The 24,987-nt window shown below is 40.2% G+C and carries 20 protein-coding genes; 17 read left to right on the top strand and 3 right to left on the bottom strand.

Annotation, left to right across the window (positions count from 1 at the left end; genetic code table 11):
• Positions 1-82 precede the first annotated feature (82 nt).
• From AVL57_RS13620 to AVL57_RS13635, 4 genes are all read left to right on the top strand, one after another.
• Positions 83-1,678 carry an isocitrate lyase gene (locus tag AVL57_RS13620; RefSeq protein ID WP_057790524.1) on the top strand — a complete coding sequence of 532 codons (1,596 nt, stop codon included), beginning with the start codon at positions 83-85 and terminating at the stop codon, positions 1,676-1,678.
• 258 nt (positions 1,679-1,936) lie between these two features.
• A complete protein-coding gene (locus AVL57_RS13625) occupies positions 1,937-2,881 on the top strand; it encodes a LysR family transcriptional regulator (protein ID WP_057790522.1) in 945 nt (314 codons plus the stop codon).
• A gap of 154 nt (positions 2,882-3,035) precedes the next feature.
• Entirely contained in the window at positions 3,036-5,213 is a 2,178-nt protein-coding gene (locus AVL57_RS13630; RefSeq protein WP_057790520.1) for a malate synthase G, read from the top strand.
• A gap of 348 nt (positions 5,214-5,561) precedes the next feature.
• A complete protein-coding gene (locus AVL57_RS13635; RefSeq protein WP_057790517.1) occupies positions 5,562-6,443 on the top strand; it encodes a patatin-like phospholipase family protein in 882 nt (293 codons plus the stop codon).
• Between the two features lie 21 nt (positions 6,444-6,464).
• On the opposite strand, the gene AVL57_RS13640 is transcribed toward AVL57_RS13635, so the two are convergent.
• Positions 6,465-7,481 (bottom strand): NAD-dependent epimerase, encoded by a 1,017-nt coding sequence (locus AVL57_RS13640; RefSeq protein WP_057790515.1) that lies wholly within the window; start codon positions 7,479-7,481, stop codon positions 6,465-6,467.
• A 14-nt stretch (positions 7,482-7,495) separates the two neighbouring features.
• Positions 7,496-8,227, bottom strand: coding sequence for a S1 family peptidase (locus tag AVL57_RS13645; protein ID WP_057790513.1), 732 nt, complete (start codon positions 8,225-8,227; stop codon positions 7,496-7,498).
• Between the two features lie 262 nt (positions 8,228-8,489).
• Between AVL57_RS13645 and AVL57_RS13650 the strand changes: the two genes are divergently transcribed.
• From AVL57_RS13650 to AVL57_RS13710, 13 genes are all read left to right on the top strand, one after another.
• Entirely contained in the window at positions 8,490-9,410 is a 921-nt protein-coding gene (locus AVL57_RS13650) for a PEP-CTERM/exosortase system-associated acyltransferase (RefSeq protein ID WP_082604869.1), read from the top strand.
• A 64-nt stretch (positions 9,411-9,474) separates the two neighbouring features.
• Positions 9,475-10,377 carry a PEP-CTERM sorting domain-containing protein gene (locus AVL57_RS13655; RefSeq protein ID WP_057790511.1) on the top strand — a complete coding sequence of 301 codons (903 nt, stop codon included), beginning with the start codon at positions 9,475-9,477 and terminating at the stop codon, positions 10,375-10,377.
• A 168-nt stretch (positions 10,378-10,545) separates the two neighbouring features.
• Entirely contained in the window at positions 10,546-13,293 is a 2,748-nt protein-coding gene (gene prsT / locus AVL57_RS13660) for an XrtA/PEP-CTERM system TPR-repeat protein PrsT (RefSeq protein ID WP_057790509.1), read from the top strand.
• A gap of 23 nt (positions 13,294-13,316) precedes the next feature.
• Entirely contained in the window at positions 13,317-14,213 is an 897-nt protein-coding gene (locus AVL57_RS13665) for a ThiF family adenylyltransferase (RefSeq protein ID WP_057790507.1), read from the top strand.
• 2 nt (positions 14,214-14,215) lie between these two features.
• Positions 14,216-14,728, top strand: coding sequence for a serine O-acetyltransferase (locus AVL57_RS13670; protein WP_057790506.1), 513 nt, complete (start codon positions 14,216-14,218; stop codon positions 14,726-14,728).
• A 6-nt stretch (positions 14,729-14,734) separates the two neighbouring features.
• Positions 14,735-15,922: a glycosyltransferase family 2 protein gene (locus AVL57_RS13675; RefSeq protein WP_057790504.1), complete on the top strand. Its 1,188-nt coding sequence runs from the start codon at positions 14,735-14,737 to the stop codon at positions 15,920-15,922.
• Entirely contained in the window at positions 15,919-17,082 is a 1,164-nt protein-coding gene (locus AVL57_RS13680) for a hypothetical protein (protein WP_057790502.1), read from the top strand. Before AVL57_RS13675 ends, AVL57_RS13680 begins: the two co-directional genes overlap by 4 nt.
• A 269-nt stretch (positions 17,083-17,351) precedes the next feature.
• Complete coding sequence (locus tag AVL57_RS13685) at positions 17,352-18,068, top strand: polysaccharide deacetylase family protein (protein WP_231701217.1); 717 nt, start codon at positions 17,352-17,354, stop codon at positions 18,066-18,068.
• Between the two features lie 2 nt (positions 18,069-18,070).
• Positions 18,071-19,114: a glycosyltransferase gene (locus AVL57_RS13690; protein WP_057790498.1), complete on the top strand. Its 1,044-nt coding sequence runs from the start codon at positions 18,071-18,073 to the stop codon at positions 19,112-19,114.
• Positions 19,111-20,253 carry a glycosyltransferase gene (locus AVL57_RS13695; RefSeq protein WP_057790496.1) on the top strand — a complete coding sequence of 381 codons (1,143 nt, stop codon included), beginning with the start codon at positions 19,111-19,113 and terminating at the stop codon, positions 20,251-20,253. The genes AVL57_RS13690 and AVL57_RS13695 overlap by 4 nt, the downstream gene beginning before the upstream one ends.
• Entirely contained in the window at positions 20,240-21,199 is a 960-nt protein-coding gene (locus tag AVL57_RS13700; protein ID WP_057790494.1) for a GT-D fold domain-containing protein, read from the top strand. The genes AVL57_RS13695 and AVL57_RS13700 overlap by 14 nt, the downstream gene beginning before the upstream one ends.
• A 41-nt stretch (positions 21,200-21,240) precedes the next feature.
• Entirely contained in the window at positions 21,241-22,737 is a 1,497-nt protein-coding gene (locus AVL57_RS13705) for an oligosaccharide flippase family protein (protein WP_057790492.1), read from the top strand.
• Positions 22,738-22,895: 158 nt separating this feature from the next.
• Positions 22,896-23,771 carry a sulfotransferase gene (locus AVL57_RS13710; RefSeq protein ID WP_057790490.1) on the top strand — a complete coding sequence of 292 codons (876 nt, stop codon included), beginning with the start codon at positions 22,896-22,898 and terminating at the stop codon, positions 23,769-23,771.
• Between the two features lie 59 nt (positions 23,772-23,830).
• Here the strand turns inward: AVL57_RS13710 and AVL57_RS13715 are convergent, their stop codons facing one another.
• On the bottom strand, positions 23,831-24,964 hold the full coding sequence (locus AVL57_RS13715) for an acyltransferase family protein (RefSeq protein WP_057790488.1): 1,134 nt from the start codon (positions 24,962-24,964) through the stop codon (positions 23,831-23,833).
• Positions 24,965-24,987: the final 23 nt, after the last annotated feature.

Raw genomic sequence — 24,987 nt, forward strand, 5'->3', positions numbered from 1 at the left:
ATGAAGTGGAAGCTTAAGAGAACGCACCAATGCGAATTCTCAAAACAACATTTGAAAACAATTATAGTAGGGAGAAACGCTCATGTCGCAGTATCAAACAGATATTGATAACTTCGCCACGTTAAAAGCAGCACAAAAAGGTGCTTGGGAAGGCATTAGCCCTGAGTACGCTGCTAGAATGAAAATCCAAAACCGGTTCAAGACTGGGTTAGACATTGCGCGTTACACTGCTGCTATCATGCGAAAAGACATGGCAGATTATGATGCTGACACGGCTCAATACACTCAGTCTTTAGGTTGCTGGCACGGTTTTGTAGGTCAACAGAAAATGTTGGCAGTGAAAAAACACCAAGGTACTACTGATAAGAGCTACTTATATCTTTCAGGCTGGATGGTAGCCGCCCTTCGCTCTGAATTCGGACCTCTTCCAGATCAATCAATGCATGAAAAAACGACCGTTTCTTCACTCATTGAAGAGTTATACACTTTCTTGCGTCAAGCGGACGCTCGTGAGTTAGGCGACTTGTTCCATAAGCTAGATGATGCGAAAGCCAATGGCGGCGATACAGCTGCTATTCAAAGCCAGATTGATAACTACGAAACACATGTAGTACCGATTATTGCCGATATCGACGCGGGCTTCGGAAACGAAGAAGCTACTTACTTGCTTGCTAAGCAAATGATTGAAGCCGGTGCTTGCTGTATTCAAATTGAAAACCAAGTTTCTGATGCAAAGCAGTGTGGACACCAAGATGGTAAAGTAACAGTTCCACATGAAGACTTCCTAGCTAAAATTAATGCGGTTCGTTATGCATTCTTGGAGCTTGGCGTAGATGATGGCGTTATTGTTGCTCGTACCGATTCACTAGGTGCTGGTCTAACACAGAAAATCCCCGTATCAACCTCTGAAAGCGACCTTGCGGCTCAGTACAACGCATTCTTAAAAACAACACCAGTTAACGGTGCTGACGACTTATCTGAAGGCGACCTTGTATTGAAGCAAGGTGGACAATTAGTGAAGCCTGAGCGCTTACCTAATGGTTTGTTCCGCTTTAAAGACAACTCTGGTTTCGACCGCGTAGTACTAGACTGTATAACATCACTTAAACACGGCGCAGACTTGTTGTGGATTGAAACTGAAAAGCCTCACGTTGGTCAGATTGCTGAAATGGTTAATGCCATTCGTAAAGAAGTGCCAAACGCGAAATTAGTTTATAACAACTCTCCTTCATTCAACTGGACACTGAACTTCCGCCAGCAAGTATTTGATACTTGGGCAGAAGAAGGTAAAGATGTTTCTGCATACGATCGTGCTAAGTTGATGAGCGAAGAGTACGATACAACTGAACTAGCCACTACAGCTGATGAAAAAATCAAGAGCTTCCAAGCAGATGCTGCACGTGAAGCGGGTATCTTCCATCACCTTATTACACTACCGACTTACCACACTACGGCATTGTCTACTGACAACTTGGCTAAAGGCTACTTTGGTGAAGAAGGTATGCTGGCTTATGTTCGCGGTGTTCAGCGCAAAGAAATTCGCCAAGGCCTTGCGTGCGTTAAACACCAAGCAATGGCAGGTTCAGATTTAGGTGATACACACAAAGAGTACTTCTCTGGTGAAGGTGCACTTAAAGCTTCTGGTGATGATAACACCATGAACCAGTTCGACGTTTAAACACAAAGTATCCCAACTTTGTTCAAAGGCACCTTCGGGTGCCTTTTTTTATTATTCAGCGAATTTATCTGAATTTACCATGTCGCAAAATTTTGGACGTTATGGCCAAATTAGCACTATAAATATAATTAAATATATTTTTCAGTAGCTTAAGCATTTTACGCTTTTTAAACGTAAGACCAAAAGCGTATCTGACAGCAGATTAAAAAGGCTTTATAATAGCCCTGTCTAATTGAGTTTATTAAGAGCATTACAATAATGAATATAGCGAAGGTCGACTTAAATTTACTGGTATATTTAGATGTTTTACTGCGCGAAGGCAGTGTAACAAAAGCGGCCAATCAGCTAAGTATTACGCAACCTGCAATGAGCAATGGGCTTAAGCGTTTACGTGACTTGTTTAAAGACCCATTATTGGTGCGCACCAGCGACGGAATGACGCCAACAAAACGAGCATTGGAACTTCAACCTACCATTCGTGACGTACTAAGTCGGCTTGAAAGTTCAATTCAACCTGAAACCGATTTTGATCCGCTGACTAGCGAACGTACCTTTCGTATCATGACCAGTGACTATGCTGAAAGCACTTTATTGCTTGAGCTAGTAGGTCGGTTAGCTGACCTGGCGCCTAATATCACATTAGATTTAATCACCCCTAGTGACGTAACCTTCCATGATGTAGAGCAAGGCAAGGTCGATATGGCTATTAACCGCTTTGAAGAGCTGCCCTTGTCTTTTCATCAAAAAGTGATTTGGTACGATACCTTTAGCTGTGTGATGAGTTCAGACCACCCGCTCGTAGCAAAGTGCGACTTAGACAGTTATTTAAACGCTCAACATATTTGGGTAAGTAAAACCGGCTTTGGTGTTGGTGTAGGTATTGACCCAACGGAAGTACAGAAGCTAGGTTGGGTAGACGCTGAGCTAACCAAAATCGGCAAACAGCGTGCTATTAGAGTGTTTACGCGCCATTACCACGCCGCATTACAAATAGCGAAAACGCAAAAGCTTATAGCCACCTTACCAAGCAAAGCGGCAAAGTTATTCAAAGACGATCCTAGCGTTGTGGTGAAAGAACCACCGTTTGATATTCCCCCTATTGCGTTAAAAATGGCGTGGAGTGCGCTACTGCATCATGATGCTGGGCACATTTGGTTACGCCGTTTGATTAGTGATGTAGCAAATGAAATGAGTGACAGCTAGAGCACCATATTGCTTCACGCTATTACGATTTCACATGTGAATACTAATTGCACACAAACATTCACTGGAGAAATGGCAAAGATAGGAACCATAAATTAAAAAACTGCCTCTATACTCTCTACACTAGAGCTACAGAAAATGTATAGAGGTAGTTATGCAAAATTATATTACACGAGGCCGTTTACAGGTTGCTGAGCAACTCGATGACTTCATCAACCAACAGGCAATGCCAGGCACTGGTGTTCAGCCAGACGCATTTTGGCAAGGTGCAGAAGCCCTCTTTTCAGAATTTGTTCCTCAAAATCGTGCCCTGCTAGAAAAACGAGAACAACTCCAACTCGCTATCGATAACTATCACAAAGCAGGAAACCCCGCTTTCGGTGAGCAGTACATTACTTTCCTAAAAGAAATTGGTTATCTAGTAGAACAGCCTGAAACGGTGCAAGCCGATACCACAAACGTGGATGCAGAAATTGCTACCATGGCTGGCCCTCAATTAGTGGTACCAATTAACAACGCCCGCTATGCATTAAATGCTGTTAATGCCCGCTGGGGTAGTTTGTACGATGCTTTGTATGGCACTGATGTTATTAGCGATGAGAACGGGGCAGAACCCGGCAAAAACTATAACCCTGTGCGTGGCGAGAAAGTGGTAGCGAAAGCGAAAGCCTACTTAGACAATATGCTTCCACTTGCGAAGGGAAGTCACGCAGATGTTACCGGTTATAAAATTGAAACCGGCAAATTAGCGATTTCGTTAACCGATGGTGACATCACCACACTTGCAAACACCGAGCAATGGCAAGGTTACCAAGGTGATATAACTGCTCCCACTGCGCTGTTGTTTATTCACAACGGCCTGCACTTTGAAATTCAGATAGATATTACTAGCCCTATTGGTAAAACTGACGCCGCTGGTGTGAAAGATGTGTTAATTGAAGCCGCGCTCACTACCATTATGGATTGCGAAGACTCAGTCGCCGCTGTTGATGCCGAAGACAAAACCCTGGTGTACAGCAACTGGCTGGGGCTAATGAAAGGCTCTTTAAGCATTGAAATGAACAAAGGTGGCAAAACCATCGTTCGCGCCATGCATGAAGATAGAGTGTACTCGCCTTCAAAACATGTAACGAACCAGGAGCAATTGTCTTTATCCGCGCGTAGCCTTATGTTTGTGCGTAACGTAGGTCATCTAATGACAAACGACGCTATGCTATTTGATGGTGAGCCAGTACCAGAAGGTATTATGGACGGTTTAGTGACTTCGCTCATCGCCAAGCATGATTTACTGAATAATAGCCCATTCCAAAATTCTCGTCATGGCAGCATTTATATTGTTAAACCCAAAATGCATGGCCCTGAAGAAGTGGCCTTTTCTGATGCCCTATTTGCCAAGATTGAAACCGTTATCAATGTGCCTAAAAACACATTGAAAATGGGTATCATGGATGAAGAACGCCGCACCAGCGTTAACTTAGATGCCTGTATCAATGCTGCGAAGTCTCGTGTTGTATTTATTAATACCGGCTTCTTAGACAGAACAGGCGATGAAATTCATACGTCTATGCTTGCAGGAGCCTTCGCCGAGAAAGCGACCCTTAAGACCATGCCTTGGATTAAAGCGTATGAAACCGCAAATGTAGCGGTCGGCCTTCGCTGTGGTCTTTCTGGTAAGGCACAAATTGGTAAAGGCATGTGGCCTATTCCCGATGAAATGCAAAATATGATGGATGCCAAAATTGGACATCCAAAATCTGGCGCGAATACCGCTTGGGTTCCCTCACCTACCGCTGCCACTTTGCACGCTCTGCATTACCATGATGTAAATGTTTTCGACATTCAAAAAGGATTAAATGAGCGTTTCTCAGGCCTTAACGATATCTTGACTATTCCGCTGCTAGAAAGCAAAGATTCACTATCAGCCGATACCATACAGCGCGAAATAGATAACAATGTGCAAGGTATATTAGGTTATGTGGTCCGTTGGGTGCATCAAGGTGTAGGCTGCTCTAAAGTGCCAGATATTAACAACGTTGGACTGATGGAAGACAGGGCCACACTACGTATTTCATCACAGCATATTGCAAATTGGCTTGAGCACGGCATTGTAAGTGCAGCGCAAGTTGATGAATCACTTCGCCGTATGGCAAAGCTAGTGGATGAGCAAAATGCTGGCGACGCAGAATATATCCCCATGATGCCGGACTTAGATAGCTCAATTGGTTTCTTAGCCGCTAGCGATCTTATCTTTAAAGGGAAGGAACAGCCAAGTGGTTATACAGAGCCATTACTGCACGCGAGACGCCGTGAGATGAAGGCGAAATTAGTCTAGCGAAATTGATCAGGCGAAATTAGTCTAGCGAAATTGATCAGGCTAAATTAGCCGAGTTAACACAATGGTGTATTCGTTGTCGTTATTTCTATGGCTACGCCAGTAAAAAAGCAATGTCGAGCTTAGCTAACTTATCATTAAGGTTAGTTAAGTTCGCCATTTTTACCGATTTATCCCCACCTTGTTTTTATCGCTACAAATACATTCTAAGACACGACTATCTTGCACATTCAGCGCTGCTAACATGAGTGCTTAATCACTTGTTAAGTAAACATACTAGTACACCAATAAAGTGGCAGGCTCGGCTAACTCTACTACGCTTTTACTATAATCACTGGAGTTAAAAACATGCAGGTAACTTCATCGGTACCCGTTGCTAAGGTACCCGCTTCCATCGTGCCTATTTTGTCGGGCGGGGGCACACGGCTTAGTGCCCATATAGGCATACTTAAAGCGCTTAAAGATTTAAATGTAGAAATTAACACCCTCGTGGGCGTCTCTGGGGGCTCAATTATTGCGGCGATGTACGCCAAAGGTCATAGCATTGAAGAGATGCGTGAATTAGTCATCGCCACCGACTTCAAACAGTTTACTGCTTTTTCTGTATGGCGGTTGTTGCGAGAAGGCGGGTTGTCGTCGGGCGATCATTTCGAACGCTGGATTGATGATAAGCTTGAAGGCATTACTTTTGCCGACCTTCCTATCGCGCTTACTATTTTAGCAACCGATGTAAACGGTGGCGGCCCTGTATTGTTTGGAAAGGACAATACCCCCGACATGAAGGTGTCAGAAGCCGTGCGTTATTCAATGTCTATCCCTCTACTCTTTTCCTTTAAACCTTTCAAAGAACACTTATTGGTAGACGGCGCGATATTATCAGAAGATGCTTTGTTTGAAGATTGGCAACATGATGGCACGCCTACAGTATGCTTTCGACTTCAAAGTGCTATTCAAAAACGCAAAATAATTAAGAAAGGGGTACTGCTTCTGCCACAGTATTTATCTATGTTGATACGTACCTTTATGACCGCAATATCTAGGGAATATATCAACGCGAAATACTGGCATAACACGGTAGTCATTAATACGGGAGAAATTTCAGCGGTAGACTTTGCGTTAACCGCTGAAATGAAGAACCATTTGTTTGAACTTGGTTACGAAACCACTAAAGAATTTCTTCCCAAAAAGTGCGCCGCTTTTCAATCTTTCAAAGTGGCTTCTACTGGCTAGAAATTACTTTAGACAGGCTTTCTAGATGTTATAAAAATCTTTGTACCAATCGACGAAGTTTTTAACACCTACATCGATAGACGTAGACGGTTTATAGCCTGTGTCATTAACTAATGATGATACATCGGCATAGGTATCTGGAACATCTCCAGGTTGCAATGGTAAAAGCTCTTTATTCGCTTCAACACCCAGTGACGCTTCTAAGGTTTCGATAAATTTAAGCAAATGCACAGGTGTTTGTGCACCAATGTTATAAACCTTATAAGGCGCTTTACTAGAGCTAGGATCTGGTGCACTCGCATCCCAGCTTTCGTTTGGCTTCGCTACGTTATCAAGTGAGCGAATTACCCCTTCAACGATATCATCAATGTAGGTGAAGTCTCGTCTGTGGTTACCGAAGTTGTAAACTTGAATGGTTTTACCTTCTAATATGGCCTTAGTAAATTTAAATAGCGCCATATCAGGGCGCCCCCAAGGGCCATATACGGTGAAGAAGCGTAATCCAGTGGTAGGAAGGTTATATAGATGGCTGTAGGTATGCGCCATGAGCTCGTTCGCTTTTTTCGACGCTGCGTATAAGCTTACTTGGTGATCGACATTATGCTGTTCTGAGAACGGCATTGTTTCATTGGCACCATAAACAGAACTTGATGATGCATAAACCAAGTGACCTACTTTATTATGGCGACATCCCTCAAGGATGTTCATGAAGCCAACTAAGTTGGCATCTACATAAGCATTAGGGTTTTCAATTGAATACCGTACCCCAGCCTGCGCTGCTAAATGCACCACTTTATCGAACTTTTGGTCTTCGAATAAGGCTGCCATTTCAGGGCGATCTTCAACACCCATCTTAATAAATGTAAAGCGTTCCCCTGCCGCTGAGTTTTGAACTTGCTCAAGCCTGGCATGTTTAAGCGCGACATCGTAATAATCGTTAATGTTGTCAATCCCAACAACATCGTCACCGCGATTAATTAAATATTGAGAAACGGCCGCACCAATGAAGCCTGCAGCGCCGGTAACCAGAATTTTCATAAAAGTCCTATTTTCTATTTTTCCATTTCACGCTTTAACAGTGCATGAACGTGCTCAATTGGAATAGCATAAGAAATGCCTGAAGGATGCGTTAACGCACTTTCTTTACTGTCTCTAACGTAAACTTTATTGATGACCGCGAACACCTCCCCTGTTTCAACATTAACAACAGGGCTACCTGAGTTTCCTGGATAAGCGGTCACATCTAATTGATAAATCAAGTCTGGATTCTTAAGTCTATCAAGACTTTTCGCAGTAAGCGATCTCGCATTATTAGAAGGCATGTAATCAGGCGTAATCGTCGCCACTATGCCTTTATGGACAGCAGGGAACAATCCTAATGCTCCTCCCAATGGATAACCAAAAATAGCAAGCTCCGTGCCGGCATCAACTAAGGTGTTATTGGCTAATTTAAACGAAGGGAAAGGATTATTAACCTTTAATAATGCTAAATCATGTTTTTCATCAATGGCCAGTATTTCTACTTTATCAAAGCGTACTTGTTTGCCATCTGGCAACATCACAACAAAGTGTTCGACTATAGTAGGGTCTAGCTCTTCGTCAACAACGTGGTAGTTTGTAACAACGTGTTTGCCATCACCAACAACAAAGCCTGTGCCTTTTATTTGAGGTGTTGTGTGTTTCAAAGGGCTATGCAACCCAATGGCCACCGTAGATTTTACCGAGCTTTTAGTCAGCTCAACGAGATTTTTTGCTAGTGCTTGTGCCGATAAAATACAAGCCATTATGAATACGCATAGCACTAAAGCTCTACTTTTTGAGTCTGTTTTCACGATGCACCTTTTGGTTAATCGATATCAATGTAGACATCAGGAAAGATATAACTAACAGTTTCACTTATATTTACTAATAAATACAACTACAAAAATAATACGTTCATAATATTAGGAATACAATCTATACTGCTTAGACGTTGCACTGCTTAGGTTGCAGATACCTTTATAGCCTTTCTGGATGTATGGTCTTTATAAATAGGTACGAATTAACATGCAAAAAAGGAAATTAATTTCTACGATCCAAACTATATTTGGAAAAAAAAGTAGAATATCAAAAGCATTAAGTGGATATCAAAAGTTACAAGAGGTCAGAGAAATCTCTTCGCACTTTTCTGCGTATTTAACACCACTTGTCGCAAGCAATAAGGATTTAAAAGAACAATCTTACGGCATTAGACATCAAGTCTATTGCGTAGAAGAAGGCTTTGAACCAGAAAGAGAATCAAAACTAGAGATTGACGAGTTTGATGCTTACTCTACAGCTTGCATGATTGAACATAAAAAGACACATCGTTTTGCTGGTACAGTTCGACTCGTTCGCCCGCAAAAAGAAGATGAATTATTACCTATTGAAAAATATTGCCCCTCTTCGATAACCCATCCAGAACTTAACCCGGCAAATTTCAAGCGTAGCGAAATTTGTGAAGTATCGAGATTAGCAGTACCTGAAGAATTTCGCCGTCGTAATAGCGATAAGTTTGATGGTGCATCTACAGGTGTGATCAATACATCGACGTACTCGGAAACTGAACTTCGATGTTTTCCTTTTATTGCTATTGGGCTTTACTTAGCGGCAGCGTCAATATCAATTAATTCAGGTATTAAGCACACTTATGTAATGATGGAGCCACGTCTAGCTCGTTCAATGCGCTTCATTGGGATAAAATTCGAACAAATTGGTCCTGTTGTGGATTACCACGGAAAACGTGCCGCTTATTACATAACGCCCGAGATGCTACATAAAAACCTACCAAAAGGCTTTGCTGCTATGTTTAAGCATATTCAAGCCTCACTTGGGCATAATGTTGAGAATAATGATATTTCCGCTAAAAACGCCGATAGAATTGTCGAGTTTATTTACAGATCTTTTTCGACCAATTTTATTAGTCAACAAAATCAACAGCTTAAATAGTGGCACGCTAACTGCTTTGTAAAAATGCAATATTTAGATCGCTGCATACTTACGGAGAGCAGAAATGAAAAAGTTACTACTTACAACGATTACAGCTGCGGGTTTAGTGCTTAGTGGACAAGCCGCAGCTACCCCTTTTTATCTTGATTTATCTGACGATGCGACTGTTAATCCTTTAGGTCCTATCGAACAGCTTGATCTTTCTTACGATTCATACACTGAAGTAAACCTTGTTACCAACGAAGTTTCAACACGCGCTGGTACATCGTTAATCGGTTACGATTTCGGCGGTGTATTAACATCTCCAGTTTATGACGACTTCGCTGACATGGTTTTAGATGGTACTGCTATCCAAAACACTTTCACTTACACGCCTTCACCAGGTGGTTTAGGTGTTGATTTCACTACGTTCCCTTTTTCTCAAACACGTTTATCGTTTGATCTTGCATTAGAAGGCGATTTGGTTTCTGGTGTTGGTGTTGATTACACTGGCGGTTCTCTTGACATTTATGCTTACGATGTTTCTGACCCATTCAACCAAGCTTCAGGTACTTCGTTCCTAAGCGGCCCTGTTTTGTTGATGAGCACTATGTTCAGCTACAGCAGCATTAACATTGGTGAGCAAGTTGTAGAAAGTTTAGTGACGGATTCAAGCTTAACTGCTGCAGGCGAAGAAGTATTTTACTTTTCTAATGTTGCAGGCACAGTATTTACTTCTTTCCAACAGTATATTGAAGATACATTGACTGATATCGTATTGAGTGCTGCGCAAACAGTTTCTATCGATGAGTTAGAAGCTAACATTCTTGCACCTTTAGCAGTAAGCGCTGACGGTAGCACTGTTTTAGTATCTGATGACCACACTGCTGCAGTTACTTTCCAAGTGGCTGAGCCATCAACAGTTGCTGTATTCGGCCTTGGCCTTATGAGCATGTTTGGTTTTGCTCGCAGACGTCGTCAAAAATAAAATTTTGATTACAATGTAATCTATTTAAAAACCGCTCTTTATTGAGCGGTTTTTTTTTAAACATTTAATCCAGATATACACACTCTATACCGATTTAATTGTTCATATTATCTTGTATATTTATTCTGATGCGTTAGTTTAGTGTAAAGAAATAATAAGGAAATTAATGTGGATACTTCAGTCAAATTAGCGGTTTTAACCTCCCTCCTACTTTTGAATCTTACAGCGTGCAGCCCTAAATCGACTAACGAAGTACTTCTTGATGCTGAGCAACTGAAACAAGAAGGAAAGTATCAAGAAGCGTCAATAGCCTTAAAAAACATAATTAAAGAAGAGCCAAATAACTTTACGGCAAGGGAGTCCCTAGGTTTAGTCTATTTAGAGCAAGGCCTTTATTCGGCGGCGAGAAAAGAGCTCGTTCGCGCTGATACCGCTTTATCGCCGAATGGCGTTGTATCCCTTGCAGAAACATATTTATGGCTTGAGTCATTCGACGAACTACAAAAGCTATCTATCCCAAACACTGACGAGAATACTGAAAGCTTTTTAGAATTAGCAATATATAAAGCGATTGCAACTTATAATAGTGGTGGAAAGTTCAGAGCGGCAGCGAGCTTTTCTCGTCTTACTGAAAGTGACTCGTTAAAAGTTTCCCAACTGGCAAAAGCTTACTTAGCCATTCAAAATAATAGAATTGGAGATGCAATTGATTACACCAATAAAAGTGTAGAAGCTCAACCAGACTTTATCGCAGCACTTCAGTTAAAGGCTATTTTAGAAGCCGTCGAAGGGAAGTGGAGCCTTGCTATTCAAACTTTAGAGGGCTTGCTTGAAAAAAGAGCTCATGACTACAAAATCAAGCTAAAATTAGCAGACGCATTAGTAAATAATAAAGAATACGATAAAGCTGAACCCTTTGTTAATCAGCTTTTGTCACTTTCGGCAAATCACCCTTATTTTAATCAATTGAAAGGAACGATTGAGTTTTCCAAAAATGACTTCGAGAGTGCGCTGATATACCTCGATACCGCAATAAAAAATGGCCGTTCAAATTCTGTCACACGACTTCTAGCTGCGCTAGCAAATTACTATGAAAATAATTTAGAACAGGCATACCAAAACTTAAAGGTAATAGTAGAAACCTTACCACCAGAGCATTTTTCTCATAAGCTTTATTCAATAGTTCAGGTTCAATTAGGCTATAGCAATGACAACGATGAGTCTCTAGAGGATATTGCGACTATTCCCGTTGGCGAAGCGCTCTACTTAGCAAAGTCTTCATCCTTACTTATTCAAGAAGGTGAAATTGCGCAAGCCAAAAGCCTGATAGAACAGATAAGCACAGATGATGTACAAGACGCCGAACTACTAAGAAGTATTGGCCTTTTAAAAATTCTAACTGCTGACACAGGAATTGAGGAGTTAGAGAAAAGTTTTAAGCAGGATCCCGATTCCGAGAAATCTTTTCTTGTACTGGCATTCGCCTACCTTAATGCAGAGCAATTTGATAAAGCTGAACAACTAGCAGTAAATTGGTTAAAGGCACACCCCGACACAGTATCGGCACTACATATTCAAGCGCAAGCGAGCTCACATACCAGTAACGCCAATAAGGTAGCTGGCATCTATAGTAAAATTCTTGGATTAGAGCCTGAACACGTTTCTGCAAACTTGTTTTTCGTTGAAAAAGACGTGAGAAATAACGACTTGGCTTCAGCTAAAGCTAAGATTGAATCATTAGTGAATTATCACCCCCTTGATATGGTTGTCCTTATTCGACACTTTCAGATTCAAAAAGAACTTGAATACTACAGTGTCGCAATAGAACCGTTCAAGAAAGCGTATAATTCATCGGATGATATAAAGTATGCATTACTTTACGCGGGGGCTCTAGCAGAACTAAATAAAACAGATGAACAGCTTTCTGTATTAAAAAACATTCATAGCAAGGCGGAAAACGAACCAAAATATTGGATGATGCTAGCTGATGCTTATTGGGAAAGAAAGGACTTCGTAAATGCCGCACAGGCGCTTGAAAAATGGCGAGGACTAGAGCAAAGCACTAAGGCCTTTTTAAAGTCTATCGAGTTGGCTGAAATCACAAGAGACTACAAAGGTGCTCTTGAACTTGTGGAAGAGGGAATTTCGCTATTCCCTGACCAAACACAACTTAAACTGATAAAGGCTCGCATTTTAATTTTAGATGGTGATATTGAACAAGCCACTACCGTTTTCGACTCACTCAGCCCTGCGATCAAAAGCTCAACTCTAGGGCTAACAGTTCAAAGCAAACTATTGATCGCGAAGCGAAAATACTCAGAAGCAGTTAATGCAATAGATAAAGTTTATCAAAATGTCAAAAGCCAAGAAGTCGCGTCTATCCTATACACTGCATTGTTTAGAGCCAATAAAGAAGCAGAAGCTCTAGCATTTACTGAAAAACATCTTTCGATAGCGCCAAGTCACAATAAAATTCGTTTATTGGCCGCCAATCAACAAATGTACTCTGCACCGAATAAATCGATTGCTCATTATAAGTACTTGGTGGAGAACGAAGCAGTACAAAGTCCATTGGTATTAAATAATTTAGCTTGGCTTTTGGGTGAAGCGCAAAAATATGATGACGCTTTAGTGTACGCGAACAGAGCTCAAGCTATACTTCCAGAGAATCCTTCGATAATGGCAACCCGTGGTAAAATTTTACTGCAACTAGACCGAATAGATGAATCGTTAGACCTACTCGAGAATGCGTTTAAAACTAGCGCAAACTCCCCCGATATTGGTATCGATTACGTTGTTGCACTTTTGAAAGCTAAAGATAAAAGTGAAGCCCAAAAGGTATTAACGCAATTAAAGCCAAAAACTCAAGAGCACGAGCGTAGGATTGACGAACTGAAGGTTCAGGCAAATCTTTAATAATTAATATAACGAGATATCTCATGTTCAATTATAACGAAGCGTTCTCGAGAAATATCGGCTGGGTAACGGAAGCTGAGCAAGAAAAAATTAAAAATACCAAAGTAGCTATTGGCGGATTGGGTGGCGTTGGAGGCGATCACGCCATTGTATGTGCTCGAATGGGCATTTCAAACTTCCATATTTCTGATTTAGATGAATATGATTACGCCAACTTTAATCGTCAGGCCGGTGCTTTTGTATCTACAATTGGTGAAGAAAAGTCAGTTGTGATGGAAAAAACGTTAAGAGACATCAACCCTGACGCGCAGATAAAGAATTTTGACAGAGGGATTTCGCTCGAAAACCTTGAAGCCTTTTTAGATGGCGTTGATGTATACATAGACAGTTTAGATATCTTCGCATTAGAAATTAGAAGGCAAGTCTTTCGCCGCTGCTATGAATTAGGTATACCTACTATTACTGCAGCCCCAATGGGGATGGGTACGGCTATGCTATGTTTCAAACCTGGCGGCATGTCGTTTGACGAATATTTTGCAATGGTTGACGCCCCCGACGGTGCTGACGATGCCACTAAAGAGCTATACTTCGAGGACAATATTGTTCGCTTTGTAATAGGCGTTTCACCTTCAGTACAGCAAAGACATTACCTCGTTCAAAATTCGTCAGTAAACTTCATGAAAAAGAAGGTACCCTCGACATGTATGGGTATTTCGTTAGCGGCGGGTGTATTGTGTACGAATGTATTGAAACTTCTATTAGATAGAGGTGAAGTTGTCTGTGCTCCTAAAGGCCTACACTTCGACGCATACCGAAATAACTTGATTAAGACATGGAGACCTTGGGGAAACAGAAATCCTTTGCAGAAGTATATGTTTAAGAAAGTGAAACAGATTTTAGAAGAAAGCAAAGACACATAATCATGCCATCTACATTGCAACTTATAAAATCTGACTTAAAAAGAAAACAGGAAATTTTTCATCAAGATGGCGCTGAAATTTCATTACTTAGAACGTGCCTTACTGATGGAACTAGTGCTAATATCCTTTTCCGCTTAGCCGGCAGGTGTGCGAAAACAAAAATTTTGGCACCTATCGCGTTGATAATTCAACACGTAAATAGGGTTTATAATGGCTGTGTTATCGGCGTAAATGCGGATTTCGGCGAAGGTTTTGTCATTATGCATCCTATCGGCGTAGTCATAAACTCTAAAGTAAAAGGTGGTATCAATATCACTGTAGAAAGCGGTGTTGTAATGGGTGATGAAAAAGGAAAATCTCCCACTCTTGGAAGCCATATATTTATTGGTGCTGGTGCTAAAGTTTTTGGCCCAATCACTGTGGGTGATAATGTAAAAGTAGGCGCTAATGCAGTGGTCGTAAAGGACGTAGAGTCGAACAAAACTGCACTTGGCATTCCCGCGAAATCAAAGTAAGCATAAATGAAGTATATCGAAATTTTATTCTGGGTTGTCTCTTTGGCTATTATCTATAGCTATGTTATCTATCCTTTCATATTAATATTGGTCAGCGCGTTGGTTCAATGCGTTAGGGACACCCGCTATACACTAATTAAGAAAGAACGTCGTTTAGATGCATCTGATGACTCTTCTGTCACTATCGTTATATCTGCATTCAACGAAGAATCATGTATTAAAGAACGCATTGAAAATTTACTCGCTTTAGATTATCCGGCAGAAAAGCTCAATATCTTCGTTGCGTCTGATGGAAGTACGGACAACACGAATTCCATATTGGCATCATTTGACGACCCTCGACTAAGTACTTTTTGCTTCGAGGAGAATCGAGGCAAAATTAATGTATTAAATGATTTGATGGAACGTGTTACTTCAGAAATAACTATTTTTTCAGATGCGAATACTGCCTTCGAAAAAGACGCAGTTACCCAGCTTGTCATGTCTATCAATCAGAAGGGAGTTGGCGCTGTGTGTGGTGAGTTAGCTCTCGTTGATGCACATTCTGGAGATAACAAAGACAACCTTTATTGGAAGTATGAACAAGTACTGAAATTCCATGAATCAAGGTTAGATGCTCTATTGGGAGCGAATGGCGGAATTTATGCCATCAAAACTGAATTTTATATACCACTGCCAAGCAACACGATTATCGATGATTTCTGTATTGTGATGAATGTGGCTCGCCAAAATCAATCTGTGGTTTATACGCCAGAAGCAAAAGCAATAGAAGAGATAGCCCCAAGCATGCAAGAAGAAGCCAATCGTCGCGTGCGCATTGGCGCAGGCAATTACCAAGCTTTTGCCAGGCTGACATGGTTACTCAACCCTAAATATAAGTGGCGCTGGTTTTCCTATATAAGTCATAAAGTTATTCGTTGGTTTGTACCACACTTCATGATCCTCTCTTTATCTACAAATTTCGTTTTGCTTTGGCATAGTAATTCGATTTACACTTACCTTTTTATCGCGCAAGTTGCATTCTATTGCCTGTGGCTAGTTGGAAGTCTTAAGCTATTAAAAAACATACCTATTGTTAGTGGTCTAGTATCATTAATAACGTTTTTTGTATCCATGAATATATCGCTCTTTCGCGGCTACATTAGATATTTAACAAGCAATTTATCTGCTACTTGGCAAAGGACATCTCGATGATTGCAGTTGTTGCAATAATTTTACTTACACTCTTTATAGCCGCTTTTATTTTCATTGTTAGAAAGAAAAAAATGCAAAGCTGGCTATGGAACTATACCAAGAGCCAATTTTCGACAGCGCCAGAACATTCTGGTACGAAGCATGTCATGTTTTGCTTCGTAGACCATTATGAACCTCAATGGCTTAACAAAGATAATATTGAATTAGAAAGAAAACGTGTAGATCGCTGGATGTCAGATTATCCATTAATGGCATCGAAGTTTACTGATTCAGATGGTTGCCATCCCAAACATAGTTTTTTCTACCCAGAAGAAGAATATAGAAAAGAACACCTAGACAAAATTTCAGACCTTTGTGCTAAAGGATTCGGCGAAATTGAAATTCATTTACACCATGAGAATGATACGAGTGATAATTTGAGAAAGACCCTGTCGGGATTTGCGCAATGCCTTCATGAAGAGCACAATGCATTGAGTATTGACCCCCAAACGGGAAAGCCTACCTATGCTTTTATTCATGGAAATTGGGTATTGGATAATTCACACCCTGAAGGTCATTGGTGTGGCGTGAACGATGAGTTAATTGTATTAAACGAAACTGGTTGTTATGCAGATTTCACATTCCCATCACCAGATACATCTCAGCCTGCCATGCTCAATACTATTTATTACGCTAAAGATGATCCTGAAAAACCAAAATCCTACGAAACTGGCAAGCCAATAGAAAAAGGTGGACGAGCATGGGGCGACCTACTTCTTATCCAAGGTATTTTAGGGCTGAATTGGAAGGTTAAGAAAAAAGGAATTTTCCCACAAATTGAAAATTCTGATGTCAGACATACTTTCCCCCCAACCCCAAACCGCGTCGATTTGTGGGTTGACCAAGGCATTCATGTTAAAGGGAAGCCTGAGTGGGTATTTATCAAAATTCACACTCATGGTGCGCAGGATGGGGATATGGATACGCTTTTAGGGAAACCTGTAGAAGCAATGCATCGCCACCTTAATGACAAGTACAACGATGGCGAAAACTACTTACTTCACTATGTTTCCGCTCGAGAAATGTACAATATAATCAAAGCTGCAGAAGCTGGCGAAGAAGGTAACCCCAACGCATATAGAGATTATATTTTACCCTCTCCATCATTTAAGCGGCTTTAAGTTTGACGATGTCTCGTATTAAGAAGAAATTCGGAAACTTGTTAGGGCTGGACAAGTATTTTTGGTCATCTAGACCAAATGGCTTATACAGTGTTAATTTCCATAGGATTGGAGATAGTGCAGATACGCAATTTGACCCTTGTGTTTATTCTTGTTCCACAAAAGAATTAGAACAGCACCTCACATTTTTTAAGAAACACTTTCGAATAATTAGTCTGAGCGCCCTTAGTGAATACCTTCGTACTAACGAGGCTATCAATGAAAGAGTGATGTGTATAACATTTGACGATGGTTATATTGATAATTACAGTAATGCACTCCCTATTCTTAAAAGCCATAATGTAACCGCTAGTTTCTTCATTGCAACGGGCCTAATAGGAAACACCGTCGTTCCTTGGTGGGATAAAGCTGCTTATTTAATTAAAACCTATAACCCAAAAGCAATCAAACTCTCTGGTTGGTCTGATAAGGTCATTAACCAGCATGATGGTGATCACTTTATCCGAGCGGTTTTAGCGTCAATCAAACACTGTAAAAGCGCCGCCGAAGAACAAATTAAAGAGTTAGAGGCATTCTTTAATCATTCGGGTTCATACCCAGAAGCAGAATTTATGGACTGGAGTCACTTACAAGTACTTATTGATAATGGTATGGAATTAGGTGCTCACTCCCATAATCACGATATTCTTACAAAGCTAACCACTGATGAGCTTTTTTACGAGCTTAGTCATTCAAAAGCGCTTTTAGAGTCGAACTTGCAATGCAAGATTTCGGCATTTTCATACCCTGTAGGAAATCGCTCAACGTATGATGACAATGTTGTGGATGGCCTTAAAAACAATGGTTATGAACTAGCTTTTAATTTTCAATCAGGCATCAACCAACTTCCTTCTTCTTCACCTTACGATTTACATCGATTCCCAATTGCGCCAGGAATGAGTGAAGCCGATTTGATGCAGATGTTTGGTTATGCCAGGAAGTTTTAAAAATGAGAATTATCCATTGCGTAAGTAGTCTGCAAGTGGGCGGTGCTGAAAAATGCGTGAAGAATTTAGTCACGAGACAAAAAGATAAAGGGCTGGATGTTTCTGTTTTGTCATTCGGAAATAAAGATGACGCATTCCAGCACAGCATCGAGACGAAAAACGTTGATGTGATTAATGTGAATGGGAATATCATCTTACGCCTTTTAAAACTGTTAATCGTTTTAATAAAATACTCATCAATACATATTCATTCACCTGCCGTTATTAAAGCCTTCGCCCCCATTTTTCCGATACTTCTCTTTAAAAATGTCATTTACACTATTCATGGTGAGGTCGAACCCCCCATAGGCTTTCTAAGGGGCTCGCACAAAATCGCATCTATATACCTCAATAAAATCTTTGCGGTTTCTGAGCCTATAAAGACTGGAATTTATAAACGCTATGGCTGGCACCCAAGTAACGTTGAGGTAATAAAAAACGGTGTAGAAGTTGCTGACGCTCCTCTTAGGGTAGGCCGCAATAACAAACTTAATCTGTGTACTGTTTCTCGCCTAGTTTCTCTGAAAAATATCGAACAACTTATCGAAAACTATGCGGATAAAAAGGTATATGATTTTAGTCACTTACATATATACGGGAATGGTCCCGAACTTGAAAAGTTAACCACACTTACAGAAAGGTTAGCAATGTCGCCATTTGTGACATTCCACGGCGCAGTATTGGACGAATATATAATTTACGATGATAAGGACGTTTTGTTAATTAACTCCACTACCGAAGGCCTTCCCATGTCCTTACTCGAGGCTATGGCTAGGGGAATACCCGCATTATCAACCAATGTGGGTGATATTGGTGCTGTCATTGATAGTGGAGAGAATGGATATGTATACGACAGAGATGATATGAACACCTGGTTTACACATTTGAAACACCTAAATGAAAACCGTAAAGCATTGAAAGAAATGGGTGAAAAGGCTTTCAGCTTTATTATTAATAACTACTCAATTGACAGTGTATCCGCGCTATATGAGACCTATTACTCATGAGCAAAAAAAAACCGCTACTTTTCTTCACTAATTTGCACCCTCTCCCCTGGCAAGAGACAAGAGCAACTTACAACTTAGAAGAAACTAAACATTTAAGCGAACACTACGACATAAAGAAGCTCATTCCAGTACCTTGGTTTACATGGCTAAAGCAAGTATTAGTTAAAGGTTATCGTGCTGATAAAGATACATGCTTATTTCCGTTTTTTTACGTTCCAAAGCTAATGACCTCACTGCATCCTCTCTTTCTAGGGATCTCCATGGTTATTTCTGTTAAGCCATTACTTTGGATGTTAAGTGCCAAACGAGTGATAGCCAGTTGGGCCTATGCCGAAGGTGTTTGCGCGGCATTCTTTAAAGGGATTGTGGGCAATAAGCTTATTATTGAAAGTTTAGGAAGTGACATTAATGCGCTAATGACGAAACCGCTTCATAAGCGTCAAATGAAATGGGCGTTTAAAAAAGCCTCCTTTGTAACGGGTAAAAGCCAAGCATTGGTCACGGCAATAAAGAGTCATATATCGCAAGTAAAGACTGAAGTTGTCTATAATGGAGTCGATTTTGACTCCTTTACTTTAAGAACATCGCCAGTATTCGAATCTGCTACAATCAACCTCGTTTTTATCGGCTCAGTTATAAAGACAAAAGGAATTTTTGAACTCATTGACGCCATCGCACTGTTGAAAGCCCAGAATATCTCTATTAACTTAGCCCTGGTGGGTGCAGGGGCACAGATGAATGAGCTCAAAGAAAAAATTAATCAACTTGGTATTGCTGACAGCGTTAATATAGTAGGTCCAATCCCACACGAAAGCTTAATGAGTTTTATACATAAATCAGATGCTTTGATCCTACCTAGTTATAGAGAAGGCGTACCGAATGTTGTTATGGAGTCTCTATCAACTGGAACGCCCGTGATCGTGACTAAGGTTGGTGGCATACCTGAGGTAGTAAAGGACAACGTAAACGGAATATTCATAGGCGCATTAAGTGCCCAAAGCGTTTCAGAGGCTATTCTACAAGCTAGGAATATCACATGGCAGCGCGAGACTATACGCGCGTCTATTTCCCATCTGACGTGGACCAATACTGCGCAGCATATCCAATCTCTATTAGAAAAGAATAATGACAGTATATAAATCTTTAGCTCTAGCTTCTTATGATGAATTTGAGTTTGCAGTAAATGAAGCCTTTGAAAAAAAACAACCCTTCAGCTTTGTTCGTCTTGGTGATGGAGAAGGCGCGTTATTAGATTTTGACGAAAAATGCTCAATCGAAGATATTGAATATTTGTCAGAACACGTAGGTAAAAAAGCGACAATTGAACAGCTTTCGGCATTAAAACATAACTTGTTAGCCGCCATCGACAATACGAATATAGTTGGTATCCGAAATGATGTGCTTGGTGTCTCATTTAATGAAAATTTACTACATCAGAACGATGAGCAACTTTTCTTAAATGAATTTAAACAAGCCTTTACCCTACGCGCTACTGAATTAGATATTTGCTATTCTGACGCCAGACGTATTGCCAAACTGTATAAAGCAATTAAACACAATGCTTATTCTCAGCAGAAGCTATGCACCCAATGGATCCCTTTTGACTACTTCCTTTCCGGCGCGCTTACTAACTTGCTCGAACGAGCTGGCGAAATTGGTGTAGTAACCGCCCGTCAAAATATTCCTGACAAGCTCAGAAAAGCGCTAAACATAAAAGTGGTTGAACATATCACGCCCGACAAGTCTGCTAGGCAGGTTGGCACTTTCATCCCGCATTATCCAAAGCACTTTAATAGAATAAAAAACGAAATAAACGTGAAATACCCAGGTATGCCCTATTTAGTTGCGGCGGGGTTGATTGGAAAAGGTTACTGTGCCGAAATACAAAGGCAAGGCGGTATTGCTTTGGATATCGGCGCACTAATTGACTGCTGGGATGGCCGATACAGCCGGCCCAAAGTTATAGAGTCAAAATTCAATGTTAAAAAGACCTTAATGGGCAAGAAAAAGTTACCCGAAGAGTTGAAAATGACAACTGAAAACGCTGAAAGGCTTCGTGAGTTATTCCGCAATACCAGAAACTAATTCACTTATAATTATATTTGAATCAATAGGTACTTAATACATTGAGTAAAAAACGTCTTCTCTCTTCCGGCTTCTTTTCATTTATTGAAAAAATAGTCGTCGTTGCCGCCATGCTAATACTAACCCCCAGTATTATTACTAGTATTGGCAGTGATGGTTATGGCCTTTGGTTATTAATACTATCTGTTCTGGCATTTTTCAATATTATTGAGCTTGGCTTCCCTGCTGCAGTACAACGATTTGTAACACTTTATCTCGAAAAAGATGATAAGGAATCGGCAAATAGATTTTTAACTGTTTCATTATTACTGTTTACTGCGTTAGGGCTAATATCGTCCAGTTTAGCGTTTCTAATGTTTAATACACCTGAGTTGCTTGGCCTTGATAACAGTATGAAATCTTTACTTATCAATGTGGCATTGGTGTTTGTTTTCAAAATCGTTATGGATTTTGCAATGAATCCTATAAATGCAATATATGCCGCCTATTTAAGAGTCGACATTGATGCCGTTCTGGCTATTTTTAACGTTTTTATTAAATCGTTACTGATTTATTATGTAGGCAGACACCAGGGGATTGCAGCAATGGCCATGTGTGCAGTTTCTACTGACGTCGTCATTAATATTATAAAAATTGCTATCGCTAGAAAGATATATCCGCATTGGCAATTTCACTTATCAGATATCAACCTTTTGACACTAAAAGAGCTATTTAACTTTTCGAAGTACATCATCATTATGTCTATCGCAAAAGTGATAAATCAACGCTCTGCCCCTATTATTATTAGCAACCTCATGACTGTAAAATCAGTTGCTATATTTGGTGTGGCACAGAATCTAATCAATCATGCAGATACGTTAACCCACTCTATCTTCAATGCCTTTTCGGCGTATTTCACTCAACTTGTCGCCAGAGGTAGTGAAATGACGGAATACATCGTTAGAACCGCCAAAATGGGCTTTTTAGTGAGTACACTTTTGGCAGTTAATATTCTATTGTTCAGTCAATCTTTTATTACCGTATGGCTTGGAGAGACTTTTGAGCAGGCTGCTACCGTTGTTTCTATAATGGCTTTTGCGCTTTTAACTAGCCCTTATGCAATGATCTTTAGAAAAATACTGATTGCTCAAGCTAACCACAAAAATCTCATGTACGTTTCTCTATTTGGCTCTGTCATTACCTTATTGTTAATTTTTATCTTAGGAAGCAAATATGGGATTATTGGCGTAGCTTTGACGTTTACTTTAGTCTCCTATTTAGTTCAGTTTTTTCTATTCCGTGTTGTGTTCAATCAATTCAATTCCGTGCCATTGTACCGAGTAGACATTTGCTTTTTGATTTCGCTAATCCTTTGCCTAGTAGCACTTTTAGCTTCTCACTTTTACCCCCTTTTCTGGATTGATAATTGGGGTTCTCTAGTTGTGTCAGGCATCTTATTTAATATTGTGTTTTTACCCTGTTTAGCTTATTTGACATTACCAAAAGAGTTTATAGTTCAAATTATTACGTTGCTTAAGAATAAGGTTCGTCGAGCTTAGTAAGCCTAAATGAGGTTTTCGCAGGTTATGTGGGAAGTAACTAGACTTCGCTGTTTTGTTATATCTTCCCCTAGACTTCACAATATGCTGATATGCTAGCGTGTAAACCAAAAAAATATAAATGAGATGTTTTTAAAAAGGTAGATAGAGGAAAAGAAATGCCGACCCAACTTAACCCGATAGAAGTGAGCCAAGACGAAGTGAGCAAATACTCAAAGCTCATTCGTACCAATAAATACAAGTACCCACTTCGTCGTGTAGTGCAAAAAAGAAAGTTTCATGCTTTTTGTTTAGGTACGCCTAAGTCTGGAACGCACTCGGTAGCAAACATCCTATCCAATTTTCGCTCTTATCATGAAATTAACGATACATTTATCATTGCTATGATATATCTATCAAAAGCAGGCTTGCTATCAGATGCAGATATTAAGAGAGAGCTTTCTGTGCGAGACCGCTACAACTGGCTCGAAATGGACTCGTCACATTACTATGGCCAATTCCCACAACAACTCATCGAAACATTTGCCAATGCTAAATATGTGTTGACCATTCGAGACTGCATTTCGTGGATTGATTCATGGTTCAATCACCAGTTGGCCAGAGATGTTCAAGAGAAAAATTCGCTCTATGATTTAGGCAGAACAAACTATTACGATAGAGGCTTTGAATACACCAAGTACGATGAACCACTTCGTCAATATGGATTATTTCCATTGGCTTCTTATTTCCAATTCTGGGCCGAGCATAACAACAACGTGCTCACCAGTATTCCGAAAGAACAACTGCTAATAATTAAGACCAAAGAACTAGGCAGCGCTAGCACTAAGCTTGCGAGCTTCTTGAATATAGAGCCAAAAGAACTGGTCACTGAAAAATCGCATAGTTTCAAAGCGAAAGAAAAATTGAATATTTTACAGCAGCTGGATAAAAGCTTTGTACGTGATACTGCAACACAGTATTGTGAAAGTATTAACAATACTATTTTTCCTGAAGCTAAAATTGTTGACGCTATTGATAAGATGTTTCAGAAGTAACCTTTTAATTTTGAAATATCTTATTTACTGAGCCCCTATCAATTTAAGAAAAATCCTTATTACACTGCTTTGTTTTTTTGCTGGGGCTCTTTATTTCGCGATAGAACCTTAATAAACCAATCTCTTTTATTCCGAAGAGGCTTTTCAAGTAATATTAAGCTAAGGCTAGCTACCGTAATTGTTGCTAGAAGGAACGTGAGTAACCTTGCCAACCAGTTGTCGTCAAATATTCCCAAGTACATAATTGTGTTCAGCATGACCATTTGGTAAACGAATAGACCAAATGAAATATCGTTCTTCGCGATGAACTTCTCTATACGATTGAACCACGATAGGTTTGAAGGTACTTTAAAAGCAATACTTACGATTGAGAATGCTAATACCGTAAACAAAATCGGGTTAATGTCATTTCTACCCCACTTAAATCCCAGTGCCCCTAGAGTACAAAATAACGCAACATGTAGTACAAGCCATGGACTCGCATAAGTAGTTAACCTCTTTAACCTTCCGTAGTCACGACTAAATATGTACCCTAATAGAAAAAAGAACAACCACGGCAAAAGCGTTAGAAAGTGTATGATTTTCGTGTAAACATTCGGCGTAAAGTTATTAAAGTAATGAAATACCATATTGAACAAAGCACAAACGACTAACAGTAAGTAAATATAATGAGATTTACCTTTCCCTATCCAATAATTATCTAATTTTCTAAGTAAAGGAAGGCCGAGATAAAATTGAAGAATAACGGGAATAACCCACAAGCTACCGTTCAATACACCTGTACCTACATGACTAAGAAAGTCAGGATGGTAGAAAAACACTACGGTAACTTGCCCTATACTCCACATAAGGAACTTGAGCCAGTCATCGCCGTGTAACTCGACCATGCCTAATGAAAATATTAAAACCACGCTGACACTAAAAGAGGCCCATAAAGGTGGATAAACACGCAGGATTCTTTTTACAAAAAAGGCGGTTAGTGATTGACTGTTTGATGAACTTAGGGATATCAAAAAACCACTGATAAAGAACAGTATTGGAACACCTGGCACGAACCACGTTAGTGTACCTACTACGTCGATATAGGACTGCGGCGCAGTATCAAACTGCTTGGAATGTGAGAATACAATCGAGAAAGCAGCAAGATATCGTATCCAAATAAAATGGTTAGTTCTTGGAATAATATTGTTCACGCACCAATTCCTTGGAGATTTAT

Origin of the sequence: Alteromonas stellipolaris (genome assembly GCF_001562115.1) — a bacterium.
Classification (GTDB): Bacteria; Pseudomonadota; Gammaproteobacteria; order Enterobacterales; family Alteromonadaceae; genus Alteromonas; species Alteromonas stellipolaris.